This is a genomic window from Pseudomonadota bacterium (assembly GCA_038533575.1).
In the GTDB taxonomy this organism is placed as follows: domain Bacteria; phylum Pseudomonadota; class Alphaproteobacteria; order Rhodobacterales; family Rhodobacteraceae; genus Shimia_B.
In genome coordinates, this window is sequence record JBCAYL010000003.1 from 159,351 (window position 1) to 172,369 (window position 13,019).

The 13,019-nt window shown below is 64.8% G+C and carries 11 protein-coding genes; 7 read left to right on the forward strand and 4 right to left on the reverse strand.

Features of this window, described 5'->3' with window-relative positions; genetic code table 11:
* Positions 1-8 precede the first annotated feature (8 nt).
* From AAFM92_14750 to AAFM92_14770, 5 genes are all read left to right on the forward strand, one after another.
* On the forward strand, positions 9-884 hold the full coding sequence (locus AAFM92_14750) for a homocysteine S-methyltransferase family protein (protein ID MEL7301638.1): 876 nt from the start codon (positions 9-11) through the stop codon (positions 882-884).
* Between the two features lie 3 nt (positions 885-887).
* Positions 888-3,326: an FAD-dependent oxidoreductase gene (locus AAFM92_14755; GenBank protein MEL7301639.1), complete on the forward strand. Its 2,439-nt coding sequence runs from the start codon at positions 888-890 to the stop codon at positions 3,324-3,326.
* Between the two features lie 170 nt (positions 3,327-3,496).
* On the forward strand, positions 3,497-4,378 hold the full coding sequence (gene rarD, locus AAFM92_14760; protein ID MEL7301640.1) for an EamA family transporter RarD: 882 nt from the start codon (positions 3,497-3,499) through the stop codon (positions 4,376-4,378).
* Positions 4,365-5,018, forward strand: coding sequence for an RluA family pseudouridine synthase (locus AAFM92_14765; protein MEL7301641.1), 654 nt, complete (start codon positions 4,365-4,367; stop codon positions 5,016-5,018). The genes rarD and AAFM92_14765 overlap by 14 nt, the downstream gene beginning before the upstream one ends.
* Before the next feature lie 140 nt (positions 5,019-5,158).
* Entirely contained in the window at positions 5,159-5,617 is a 459-nt protein-coding gene (locus AAFM92_14770) for a hypothetical protein (protein ID MEL7301642.1), read from the forward strand.
* A 9-nt stretch (positions 5,618-5,626) separates the two neighbouring features.
* On the opposite strand, the gene AAFM92_14775 is transcribed toward AAFM92_14770, so the two are convergent.
* On the reverse strand, positions 5,627-7,054 hold the full coding sequence (locus AAFM92_14775; GenBank protein ID MEL7301643.1) for an aldehyde dehydrogenase family protein: 1,428 nt from the start codon (positions 7,052-7,054) through the stop codon (positions 5,627-5,629).
* 179 nt (positions 7,055-7,233) lie between these two features.
* Here AAFM92_14775 and AAFM92_14780 point away from each other — a divergent pair, with 179 nt between their 5' ends.
* The gene (locus tag AAFM92_14780; GenBank protein MEL7301644.1) at positions 7,234-7,887 is read left to right on the forward strand and encodes a peroxiredoxin; all 654 of its coding nucleotides are present in this window, start codon (positions 7,234-7,236) and stop codon (positions 7,885-7,887) included.
* 15 nt (positions 7,888-7,902) lie between these two features.
* Here AAFM92_14780 and AAFM92_14785 read toward each other — a convergent pair whose 3' ends face one another.
* Both AAFM92_14785 and AAFM92_14790 read right to left on the reverse strand, forming a co-directional pair.
* Complete coding sequence (locus AAFM92_14785; protein ID MEL7301645.1) at positions 7,903-8,769, reverse strand: glycosyltransferase family 2 protein; 867 nt, start codon at positions 8,767-8,769, stop codon at positions 7,903-7,905.
* Complete coding sequence (locus AAFM92_14790) at positions 8,766-9,743, reverse strand: glycosyltransferase (protein ID MEL7301646.1); 978 nt, start codon at positions 9,741-9,743, stop codon at positions 8,766-8,768. Before AAFM92_14790 ends, AAFM92_14785 begins: the two co-directional genes overlap by 4 nt.
* A 90-nt stretch (positions 9,744-9,833) precedes the next feature.
* Here AAFM92_14790 and AAFM92_14795 point away from each other — a divergent pair, with 90 nt between their 5' ends.
* Complete coding sequence (locus tag AAFM92_14795) at positions 9,834-10,697, forward strand: glycosyltransferase family A protein (protein ID MEL7301647.1); 864 nt, start codon at positions 9,834-9,836, stop codon at positions 10,695-10,697.
* 95 nt (positions 10,698-10,792) lie between these two features.
* Here the strand turns inward: AAFM92_14795 and pnp are convergent, their stop codons facing one another.
* Entirely contained in the window at positions 10,793-12,922 is a 2,130-nt protein-coding gene (pnp, locus tag AAFM92_14800) for a polyribonucleotide nucleotidyltransferase (protein ID MEL7301648.1), read from the reverse strand.
* Positions 12,923-13,019 lie beyond the last annotated feature (97 nt).

Sequence of the window (13,019 nt, forward strand, 5' to 3'; positions counted from 1 at the left end):
GTCAGTCCATGGGCGTGATGATCCTCGACGGCGGCATGGGCCAGGAGCTCGTGAAGCGCGCGGGCAAGGCGACCTCGCTTTGGTCGGTGCAGGCCCTGATCGACAATCCGGGCCTCGTGCGGCAGGTCCATGACGAGTTCTTCGCGGCCGGTGCGCAGGTCGCCACGACCAACACCTATTCCGTGCGCCCTAACCGGATGAAGCACCACGGCATCTCCGAGCGCTACGAGGAGCTGCAGGTCCTTGCGTGCCGCATCGCCATGGAGGCACGCGATGCCCATGGCGGGGGGCTCGTGCTCGGTGGCATGTCGCCCCTCGGCTTCTCCTATCGGCCGGAGCAGGCGCCGCCCGCCGAGGAGGCGGCGCGGACCTTCGCGGAGATGTGCGAGCTCCAGAAGCCCTACGTGGATGCCTACATCCTCGAAACCATGGGTGGCGTGGAAGAGGCGCGCGGCGCGCTCATGGGCTGCTCGGGCAAGGGGAAGCCCGTCTGGCTCGCGGTGAGCGTGTCGGATGCGGATGGCACGAAGCTGCGCTCGGGCGAAGCGGTGACGGATATCCTGCCATTAGTAGACGAATTTGGACCTGACGCGCTCCTCATCAATTGCGCGCGGCCTGAAGCCGTGACTGTCGCCGTCGAGATGTTGCGCGAGACGAAGGTCAAGCTCGGCGCTTATGCCAACGGCTTCACCGGCATCGTGGACGCCTTCAACAGCGACAACGCCACGGTGGATCTCTTGTCTGCGCGCACGGATCTCGGCCCCGCCGCCTATCTCGAGCATGCGAAGGCTTGGGCCGCGCTCGGTGCCACGCTCATCGGCGGCTGCTGCGAAGTGGGCCCCGATCATATCGCAGCCCTTTCGGCGCATTTCAAAGGAGACTGAGCAATGACCCCGCCCTCCCATGCACGTGTCGTAATCATCGGGGGCGGGGTCATCGGGTGTTCGGTGGCCTACCATCTCACGAAGCTTGGCTGGCAGGACGTGGTGCTGCTCGAGCGCAAATCGCTCACCTCCGGCACGACGTGGCATGCGGCGGGGCTCATCGCGCAACTGCGGGCCTCGGCCAACATGACCCGCCTCGCCAAGTATTCGCAGGAGCTCTACGGCGCACTCGAGGAGGAGACGGGCGTGGCCACCGGCTTCAAGCGCTGCGGGTCGATCACCGTCGCCCTCACCGAGGAACGGCGGGAGGAGATCAACCGCCAGGCCGCCATGGCGCGCGCCTTTGGCGTGGAGGTCGAAGAAATCAGCCCCGCGGAGGTGAAGGAGAAATACGCCCATCTCGACATCGCGGGCGTCACGGGCGGCGTATGGCTCCCCCTCGACGGGCAGGGTGACCCGGCCAACATTGCCCATGCTCTCGCCAAGGGCGCCCGGCAGCGTGGCGCGACGGTGCTCGAGCGGACGAGGGCCGTGGACGTGCGCCGCGAGGGGCGCCGTATCACCGGCGTGTCCTGGGCCAATGAAGCGGGCGAACAGGGCGAAATCGCCTGCGAGCACGTGGTCAATTGCGGGGGCATGTGGGGCCGCGACGTGGGGCGGATGCTCGGCACGAACGTGCCCCTACAGGCCTGCGAGCATTTCTACATCGTCACCGAGGCCATCGCGGGCCTCACCCAGATGCCCGTGCTGCGCGTGCCGGATGAATGCGCCTACTACAAGGAAGACGCGGGCAAGATGCTCCTCGGCGCGTTCGAGCCGGAGGCCAAGCCCTGGGGGCCGATTCCGAACGATTTCGAGTTCGATCAGCTGCCCGAGGATTTCGACCATTTCGAGCCCATCCTCGAACAGGCCGTGGCGCGCATGCCCATGCTTGTGGAGGCGGGCATCCACACGTTCTTCAACGGGCCCGAGAGCTTCACGCCCGACGACGCATACCACCTCGGCCTTTGCCCGGAGATGGACAATGTCTGGGTGGCGGCGGGCTTCAATTCCATCGGCATCCAGTCCGCGGGCGGCGCGGGCATGGCGCTCGCGCAATGGATGGAAGCGGGCGAGAAGCCCTTCGATCTGGGCGACGTGGACATCTCCCGCATGGAGCCCTTCCAGGGCAACAAGACCTACCTTTGGGAGCGGTCGCGGGAGACGCTGGGCCTCCTTTACGCGGACCACTTCCCCTATCTCCAGAAGCGCACGGCGCGGGGCGTGCGTCGCTCGCCGTTTCACGCACAGCTCGCCGATCGCGGCGCGGTCTTCGGCGAGCTGGCGGGCTGGGAGCGGGCAAACTGGTTCGCGCGCGGCTCCCAGGAGGCGGAGTACAAGTATAGCTGGAAGCGGCAGAACTTCTTCGAGAACGTCCGCGAGGAGCACATGGCCATCCGCGAGGGTGTGGGCATGTATGACATGTCCTCTTTCGGGAAGATCCGCGTGGAGGGGCCTGATGCGGTGGCCTTCCTAAACTACGTGGCCGGCGGGCAGTATGACGTGCCGGTGGGTAGAATCGTCTATTCGCAGTTCCTGAACTCACGCGGGGGGATCGAGGCGGATGTGACGATCACCCGGCTCTCAGAGACTGCCTTCCTCGTGGTGACGCCCGCGGCCACCCGGCTCGCCGATCAGACCTGGATGGAGCGGCACCGGGGCGATTTCCTCGTCGTCATCACGGATGTCACGCCCGCCGAGGGCGTGCTCGCTGTCATGGGGCCGAAATCGCGGGATCTGCTTTCTTCCGTGTCGCCCGCTGATTTCTCCAATGACACCAACCCCTTCGGCACGGCGCAGGAGATCGAGATCGGCATGGGCCTCGCGCGGGCCCACCGCGTGACCTATGTGGGGGAGCTCGGCTGGGAGGTCTATGTCTCCGCCGATATGGCCGCTCATGTCTTCGAGACGCTCGCGGAGGCGGGCGAGGATCACGGGCTTAAGCTCTGCGGCATGCACATGATGGATACCTGCCGGATCGAGAAGGGCTTCCGCCATTTCGGCCATGACATCACCGCCGAGGATCACGTGCTGGAAGCTGGGCTGGGCTTTGCCGTGAAGCGCGACAAGCCCGATTTCATCGGGCGCGAGGCCGTGCTGCGAAAGCGGGAGGCAGGGCTCGAGAAGCGGCTTCTCCAGTTCAAGCTCACCGATCCCGAGCCGCTCCTCTACCACAACGAGCCGGTGCTCCGGGACGGGGTGATCGTGGGCTTCCTGACCTCCGGGAGCTACGGGCATGCGCTAGGCGGGGCCATGGGGATGGGCTACGTGCCCTGCGCGGGGGAGACGGCCGACGACGTGCTCGCCTCCACCTACGAGATCGATGTCATGGGCGCACGCGTGCGGGCAGAGGCCTCGCTGAAGCCGCTCTACGATCCGATGGGCGCGCGGGCGAAGGCCTGAAACAGCGGGCGCGCTCTGCCCCGGACTTGATCCGGGGCATTTTCCGTTTTCCTCGATGGCATGATTTTCTCCCGTCAGCTACAGTTCCCTTGTTGGTGAAGGCCCCGGGTCAGGCCCGAGGAGGGGAGAGACGGCTTCCGCGCCCTACACGAAGGGCGTAAGGGCATCACATGACCGAGAACCGCGACACGCCCGAAGGCCTCGCCTTTGCCCTCGGAGCCTTCGGGCTCTGGGGCTTCCTTCCGCTCTACCTGAAATGGCTGGAGCATGTGCCTGCCGTGGAGGTGGTGGCGCATCGCGTCATCTGGTCGGTCCCGGTGGCGGGCGCGGTGCTCATCGCGCTCGGGCGGACGGACACGCTGCGCGCCGCGCTCCGTGATCCCCGGGCGCTCGGAATGGCGGCGGTGACGGCGGCGCTCATTTCCACGAACTGGGCCGTCTACGTCTATGCCATCGCAAGCGAGCAGGCCGTTCAGGCTGCGCTCGGCTACTACATCAACCCGCTCTTTTCCGTCCTCCTCGGCGCGCTCCTCTTGGGCGAGCGGCTCGACGGGCTGCAATGGGCGGCGATCGGGCTCGCCGGCATCGCCGTCGCCGTGCTCACGGTGGATGCGGGCGAGGTGCCGATCATCGGCCTCGCGCTGATGCTCACCTTCGGCTTCTACGCGCTGGCCAAGAAGCAGCTGCCCATCGGGCCGAACCAGGGCTTTCTCCTCGAGGTGCTGATCCTGACGCCCCCCGCGCTGGCCTATATCGCGTGGCTCGAAGGCACCGGCGCGGGCAGCTTTGCTGCCGCGCCCTGGCTTCTCCTCGGCTGCGGGCTCGTCACGGCAGTCCCACTCATGCTCTACGCCAACGGCGCCAAGCGGCTGAAGCTCTCGACCATCGGGATGCTGCAATACCTCGCGCCGACGATGATCCTGATCATCGCCGTGGTGATCTTTGGCGAGCCCTTCGGGACCGCCCGCGCGGTGGCCTTCCCGATGATCTGGGCCGCGCTTGCCCTTTATTCGATCTCGCTCTTCAGGCAGGTGCGCCGTGCCCGCCCTTGAGGATCCCTACAATCCGCCCAGCGACCCGCTCACGATCCTGCACCTCGACCATGAGCTTCTGGCCGTGGACAAGCCCGCCGGGCTTCTCAGCGTCCCGGGGAAGGGCGCGCACCTTGCGGACTGTCTTCTGAGCCGTCTGGAGGCGACCTATCCCGGCGTCCGGCTCGTGCACCGGCTCGACCGCGACACCTCCGGCGTCATGATCTTTGCGCTTTCGGCCCTCGCCCAGCGCCACCTGGGGCTGCAATTCGAGAAGCGGCAGGTGCGGAAGGTCTATCTCGCCGAGGTGGCCGGGCGGCTCGAGGGGCAGGGCGTCATCGATGCGCCCATCACCGTCGATTGGCCGAACCGCCCGCGCCAGAAGATCGACGCTGGGGAAGGCCGCGCGGCGCTCACCGAGTGGCGCGCCAAGAGCCCTGGCGAGACGACCCGCGTGGAGCTGCGCCCGCAGACCGGCCGCTCCCACCAGTTGCGGCTGCACATGGAGCATATCGGGCACCCGATTCTCGGCGATGTCTTTTACGGCACGGAGGAGACGCGCCAGAGCCGCCCGCGGCTCATGCTCCACGCCTGGAAACTGAGCCTCCGGCATCCCGACGGGGGCGAACGCCTCGAATTTCGGGCGCAACCGCCCTTCTAGTCGTCGGGCATCGGCGGAAAAGCGAGCACGGGCGCGGGCGTGCCACGATTTCTTTTCGCCTCCCGTCCCCGCGCCCTTAGGTTCGCGATGTAGGGTGACACATCCGGCATGTGTGGCGTGGGTGAAGACGGGCGAGGCGAATGGCGAAGACGCATGTCGACGCGCGAGCAATCTGTGAGGAGCTCGCGGCCCGCAGTGCCGAGGCGCTGCTTTCCAAGGATTTCGAGAGCTTCCTCTCGATGACCCAAGTGCCCACGACCGTGGAAACCTTCGACGGACGTCGGCAACTGCGCACGCGCGCGGAAGTGAAAGAAACCTTCGAAGGCGTTTGCGACCACTACGCAAGGATCGGCGCGACCGACATCGTGCGCAGCGTGATCGCCGCCGAATATGTGGACGGTACAATCAGGGGCACGCTCGAGTGCCGCGTGCTCGCAGGGCAGATCCTCGTGCGCGCGCCGTTTGTGATCTACTCCACCTATGTGGAGGAAGACGGGGCCTGGAAGGTGGCCGAGAGCAGCTATGTCTGCGACGACGCCCCGTCCTACACGCGTGCATTGAGCCATGGCCCCGGTGCGCGGCCCACGGCATCGGAGTAATCCAGTGGATCAGCAGCCGCTGATCGCCTTCACCTCCTGGAATTCCTCGATCCCGAAGAGCCCGCCCTCGCGGCCATTGCCGGATTGCTTCATCCCACCGAAGGGCGAGCCGCGGCCGAAGCCCTTGCCGTTCGTTTCGATCATGCCCGCGCGGAGCTTGCGCGCCATGCGCAGGCGGAGGTCGTCATCGCTGGTCTGGACGTAGTTCGTCAGGCCATAGGGCGTGTCATTGGCGATGCGCACCGCCTCTTCCTCGGTGTCGAAAGGGATGATGGACAGGACCGGGCCAAAGATTTCCTCGCGCGCGATGGTCATGTCGTTCGTCACATCGGCGAAGACGGTGGGGCGCACGTAATAGCCGCGGTTGAGCCCGTCCGGGCGTCCCATGCCGCCGGCAACGAGACGGGCGCCTTCGTCGACGCCCGCCTGGATGAGGCCCTGGATCTTGTCGAACTGCGTCTCCGAGACGACGGGGCCGATATGGCGGCCTTCCTCTGAGCCAGCGGCGACCTTGGTGGCTTCCGCGGTCTCCGCGGCCTGTTCCACAGCCTCGTCGTAGCGCGCGCGCTCGACGAGCATGCGCGTGGGCGCGTTGCAGCTCTGGCCGGAATTGTTGAAGCAGTGGCGCGCGCCTCGGATGACGGCCTTTTCATCGGCATCCGCGAAGATGACATTCGCGCCTTTTCCGCCAAGCTCGAGGCTCACGCGCTTGAGGTTCGACACCGAAGCGGCGGTGATCAGCCGCCCGGCCCGCGTCGACCCGGTGAAGGAGATCATGTCCACATCCATGTGCTCGGAGAGCTGCGTGCCGACGCCCGGCCCATCGCCATTGACCATGTTGTAGACGCCCGCAGGGCAGCCGGCCTCATGCATGATCTCGGAGAAGACATAGGAAGAGAGTGGCGCGATCTCGGAGGGCTTGAGGACCATGGTGCAGCCCGCCGCGATGGCGGGGATGACCTTCAGCGTCACCTGGTTCATAGGCCAGTTCCACGGCGTGATCATGCCGACGACGCCGATGGGCTCCCGGTGGATGCGCTCGCCAGATTTCTCGCTGCGCACGCTCTCCCATTCGATGGCCTCGAAGGCTTCGAGAAATCCCTTGATGTGCCAGGTGCCCGAGGTGGTCTGGCTGGCGCGGGCCATGTCGATGGGCGCGCCCATCTCGAGCGAGATCGCGCGCGACATGTCCTCGGCGCGGGCCTCGTAGGCGGCGAAGATCGCCTCGATGAGGTCCTTGCGCTCGGCGGGGCTGGTTTGTGACCAGCTCTCGAAGGCGGCACGCGCCGCTGCGACGGCGGCATTCGTATCGGCCGCGTCGCCCAGCGAGATGACGGCGCATTGCTCTTCGGTGGAGGGATCGATGACGGCGAAATCGTTGGGCGCGGCCGGATCGACCCACGCGCCATTGATGTAGAATTGACGGTTCTCGATCATGGGACGGCCTCCGCTGGCGTGGTTTGGGCCAGAGTTGTCCCGCCGCCGAGGCATCGTCAAGGCCGCGCGTTCCAGCGTGGCGCGCGGGAGAGGAAACCGTCCCTATATCTCGCGGGGGCCTCTACAAAATTCGGCCCAGAGCTTAGTTTGCATGTTGAACATTCACGAGGTTTTTTCCGATGACCCTGCGCATCAACGACACGATCCCCGATCTCAAGCTCACCACCGACAAGGGCGAGATCGCGCTCCACGATTGGGTGGGCGACAGCTGGGCGATCATCTTCTCGCACCCCAAGGATTTCACCCCGGTCTGCACGACCGAGTTCTCCGCCGTCGCCAAGCTGGCCGAGGAATGGGCCAAGCGCGACACGAAAGTGCTCGGCGTTTCCGTGGACGGCGTGGAAGATCACGTGAAGTGGAAGGCCGATATCGAGAGCCTCGAGGGCGCGAAGCCTGAATTTGCCATCGTGGCCGATGACGGCCTCGAGATGGCGAAGGCCTTTGACATGCTGCCCGCCGAGGCCGTGCTCCCCGATGGCCGCACGCCCGCCGACAGCGCCACAGTGCGCTCGGTCTTCATCGTGGGGCCGGACAAGAAGCTGAAGCTCTCCATGACGTACCCGATGACGGTGGGCCGCAATTTCTCAGAGATCCTGCGTGCCCTCGACGCTCTCCAAACGAGCGGCCGCGAAAACGTGGCGACGCCGGCGAACTGGTCGGTGGGCGACGACATCGTCGTGCCCGTCGCCGTAAGCGACGCCGACGCCATCGCGAAATACGGCGCCATCGAAACGCGCCTGCCCTACCTGCGGACAGCGAAACTCGCCTCCTGACCGTGCGGCGCCCTATCAGCGAGGCCAGCCATAGTAGCGGGTCATCGCTGATAGGGCTTTGTCGTTGCCTTCTCCGTAGAGATTGGCTCCCTTGAGGTTGGTCTCTTGGCTCCCGGGCCATTCGATTAAGTGGAATTGGCCTGCCAGTTTCGAAGCGTGGCGCCCCGCCAAGCGCGTCATGAAATAGAGCCAGACGTCGTCGGTCGTGGGTGCAAGTTCCGTAAACAAGTCCTCGCGCGTGACATCCTCGTGCAGCAGGTCTGCGCTGTAGGTCGCTCCTCCGCCGCTGGTCGGAAAAATCATGCTACCGCTAGTTGCCGCCGTCAAATAGCGGTCCCAATCAGCATAAGGTCGCGGTCTGCCGGACCAAGTGGAGCGGATGCGGTGGGCGCGGTGACATTGCACCGACTTTCCGTCATAGGCCGCCAGCAGTCGTTCCAGCCAGTCCTGCGGAAAGTAGAGATCATCGTCGGCGGCGATGAGCACTGCCTCGGGCCAAGCTTTCAGCGCGGGCACGATCTTCTTGTAGGACCGAAGCTCCGTACAGGTTTCGATCTTGAGGCCCAGCGCCTCCAACTCCGTGACCTTTTCGGGTACGAGGGCGCGGTCTTCGCGGGTCAACCACAGGGCGATAGCGTCCGGCCGCACCGTCTGCAACAGGAGTGACCGGAGTGTCAGGTGCAGCGTCGCGAAGCGCGCGGGGTATGAGGTCAGGGTGACGATGACCGGATGCGGCAAGGTGTGCATCGGGCTTTCGGGAAACTCCGACAGTGCCAGGGCGCCTAGGCGCGGGACCTCGACCTCCAGCGCGTGGCGGCGCGCGGCCTCCCGTGCCTGCTTGAAGTCACGGATATGGGCCTTGACTGCGCGGCGGCCGATCATTCTCCCGTCACCACTTCGTAAAGGTCCGAGCGGCGCCCGAGGAGCGCGTCGAAGCGGCCCAGGAGCCCACCCGATGTCCGCGCGATATCGGCCAGCGTCAGGCCCCGCGTGAAGGGCAGCGCCACGATCAGCGCCACTACCGCAAGGAGCTTGAACGGCACGATCACCAGCAGCGTCAGCGCCATCAGCCGGTTCTTCATCAGCTTGCGGTGGAACGCGCTGGAGGATTGGTTACGCCCGCGCTTGAACTGGTAGCCCAACGACAGGCGGCCTGAAGGGATTTCCTCGTAGACGATGGCTTTGTGCGACCAGGCTGTTTTCAGGCCCTTCTCTCTGACCTCGGCGTAGAACTTCGCGTCGGTGCCACCGGTGAAGCGCATCTTTTCGTCGAACCAGAGGCCATGGTCACGGAAGAGCCCAGTCCGCGCGAGCCAGTTGCTGGTCACGATCGTGACCCCATCAGTGCCTCCTTGACGGGTCTTGGCGCAGGCGCGATTTTCCTTCCGCCGGAAGCGTTGCTCCAGTGAGCCGAAGATCATCCGCTCTGTCAGGCTAGGATCGGCGAGGCCAAGCTCCACGCGCACGGGGCCGCCTATAAGTTCGGCACCGGTCTCGCGGTGGGTGCGGACCAATTCAACGAGCCACTCACTGTCGACGCGTTCATCGTCATCGACGAAGGCGAGGAGGTCCGCGCCAGATTCCAGCGCTTCCCGCGCGGCGCGATTACGCGCGAACGGGATGCCAAGTTCGGTTTCGTGCACGTACTTTAGCGCTAGCCCATTGGCGAAGGTCGAGCACGCTTCCACCACCAAGAGAGATTTGGGAGAGTCGTCGTTTTCGACAACTAAACACTGCGCGTCAATGTTGGGCGGTAGGGCCATGTTCGACCAGCTGAAAAGGAGCTTCTTGAGCATCTCGGGCCGCTCGCGCGTCAGTGTGGCGACGACGACCTTCAGGTGCTTTTCCCTTTCCATAACTCGCTGTATCAGTCCGAAAATAGGCGCCGCAAGGAGGAAGGGAGTTCTGTGACTGTCCCTCGTTCTGCATCCAGTCCGGACTTGTCATTGATCATACCGACTTACAGGTCGTGGGATGCGCTGGAGCTGTGCCTCGATTGCCTCGCTCGCCAAGACTTCGACCCTGCGCGCTACGAAGTTATCGTGGTTAACAACGATCCTGACGACCCCGTGCCGGACAACCTTCCGAGGAACGCGCCCTTGCGTGTCATTTCAGAGGCACGGCCTGGGTCTTACGCGGCGCGCAATGCTGGCATCCGCGCTGCCAGAGCCGATGTCCTGTTTTTCACTGATGCCGATTGCCGACCCCATTCTGATTACCTGTCGACCGGCTGGGCAGTTGTTGAAGACCATCCAGACACCTTCCGCTTCGCTGGTGGGATCGAGCTGGTGCCTCAGGGGGACGAGTGGACGCCCTCTGAGCTTTACGATCGGATCAAAAGCCTCGATCAGGCCCGCTACGCCAGCCAGAATCGAGCCGCGACGGCGAACGTGTTCATGCGACGCGCAGCTTTCGAGATGGTGGGCCTTTTCGACGAGACGCGCCTGTCTGGCGGTGACATGGAATGGGCCGAGCGGGCGACGACGGCTGGCCTGGCACTGCGTTTTGCGCCTGACGTCAAAGTCGATCATCCGGCGCGCGCGTCCTTTGAGGACAACCTGACTAAAGCCCGGCGTCTTCTGGGGGGGCGCATCGCTGCCGCCTCCGGGCCGGGGCGGCTTGCCTTTTATTTGCCGCCGCTCAGGCGGCTTTTGCCCTCTGTGGGGATCCGCCGCCTTATGGCGCGCGAAAGCGGCATCAGCGTCGACAAAAAGCGAGCAGTCATCGCAGAGCACAACCGGATCCGCCGCGCGCTAATCTGGGAACAGCTGCGCCTGACTTGGCTGCGCACAGAAAAAGAGCGCCGATAGTGGCTAACTTCGGCGCTCTTTGATCTTGCTTTGGTCCTATTTGGAACCGCACCCTACGGCAGCCGATCTAGGCAACGGCTGCGCGAGAAGGGCAATCAGGCTTCTTCTTCTTTCTTGGCGGGCTCGCCGGTCTCCTGGTCGACGACCTTCATGGAGAGGCGGACCTTGCCGCGGTCGTCGAAGCCCAGGAGCTTCACCCAGACTTCCTGACCTTCCTTCAGAACATCGGAGGGATGGTTCAGGCGGCGGTTTTCGATCTGAGAGACATGCACGAGGCCGTCGCGCTTTCCGAAGAAGTTCACGAAAGCACCGAAGTCCACGATCTTGACGACCTTGCCCTTGTAGATCGCGCCCTCTTCGGGCTCGGCCACGATGGCGTGGATCATCTCGTAGGCTTTCTTGATCGCGTCGCCGTTGGGCGATGCGATCTTCACCACGCCGTCATCGTTGATGTCGACCTTGGCACCGGAGACTTCCACGATCTCGCGGATGACCTTGCCGCCCGATCCGATCACTTCGCGGATCTTGTCGGTGGGCACGTTCATCGTCTCGATGCGCGGGGCGTGGACGGAGAATTCCTGCGCGGACGTGATGGATTTCGCCATCTCGCCCAGGATGTGCATCCGGCCTTCCTTCGCCTGCGCCAGCGCGGCTTTCATGATCTCGGGCGTGATGCCAGCGACCTTGATGTCCATCTGGAGCGAGGTGATGCCGTTTTCCGTACCGGCGACCTTGAAGTCCATGTCGCCGAGGTGATCCTCGTCGCCGAGGATGTCCGTCAGGATGCCGTAGGAGCCGTCATCCTCGAGCACGAGGCCCATGGCCACACCGGCGACCGGTGCCTTGAGCGGCACACCCGCGTCCATCATCGAGAGCGACCCGCCACAGACCGAGGCCATGGAGGAGGAGCCGTTCGATTCCGTGATCTCGGAGACCACGCGGATCGTGTAGGGGAAGTCCGTTGCGGCGGGCAGCACGGCCTGAAGCGCGCGCCAGGCGAGCTTGCCGTGGCCGATCTCTCGGCGTCCCGGAGGGCCCACGCGGCCCGCTTCACCGACCGAGTAGGGCGGGAAGTTGTAGTGCAGCAGGAAGTTCGATTTGTAGGTGCCTTCGAGGGCGTCGATCATCTGCTCATCGTCGCCGGTGCCCAGCGTCGTGACCACGAGGCCCTGCGTTTCACCGCGCGTAAAGAGCGCGGAGCCGTGCGTCCGGGGCAGCATGCCCGTCTCGCAGACGATATCGCGCACTTCGTCGAGCTTGCGCCCGTCGATGCGGCGGCCGTTCTTCACGACGTCACCGCGAAGCACACCCGCTTCCAGCTTCTTGAGCGCGGAACCCAGGTTGCTGTCGGCCTGCTGCTCCTCGGAGAGCGCTGCCACGATGGCTTCCTTCGCGGCGGCCACGGCGGCGGTGCGCTCCTGCTTGTCGCCGATGGCGTAGGCGTCGCGCATCTGGCTCTCGCCCGCAGCATTCACGGCCTCGAAAAGCTCGGAGTAATCCGGCGGCTGGAAGTCGAACGGCTCTTTTGCGCATTCCTCTGCCAGGTCGATGATGAGATCGAGGACCGGCTGGATCGAGTCATGGGCGAAGGTCACGGCGCCGAGCATCTCTTCCTCGGTGAGCTCGTAGGCCTCGGATTCCACCATCATCACGGCGTCCTTGGTGCCCGCGACGACGAGGTCGAGCCGCTGCTCGGGGTTTTCGCGGAGCTTCGTCATGTCGTCGACGGTGGGGTTCAAGACGTAGTCGCCGTCCTCGAAGCCCACACGCGCACCGGCGATCGGGCCCATGAAGGGCGCGCCGGAGATCGTCAGCGCCGCGGATGCCGCGATCATGGCGACGATGTCGGGGTCGTTGACGAGATCATGGGAGAGAACGGTGCACATCACGAGCACTTCGTTCTTGAAGCCCGGCACGAAGAGCGGGCGGATCGGACGGTCGATCAGGCGGGCCGTCAGCGTCTCCTTCTCCGTGGGCCGTGCCTCACGCTTGAAGAAGCCGCCGGGGATCTTGCCCGCGGCGTAGTATTTTTCCTGGTAATGGACGGTGAGCGGGAAGAAGCCTTGGCCTTCCTTCTCGGTCTTGGCGAAGGTGACGTTGGCCATGACGGAGGTCTCGCCCAGCGTGGCGATGACGGAACCGTCGGCCTGACGCGCGACCTTGCCGGTTTCCAGCGTGAGCGTTTCCTCACCCCACTGGATGCTTTTCTTGGTTTCGGTAAACATATGCGTATCCTGTCTGGAGGCGCTCCCGCGCGGTCGCGGGTCCTCCGTTTCAATGGCGGGCCCATCCCGCCGGCCCCTATTTCCTTTGCACAACGCC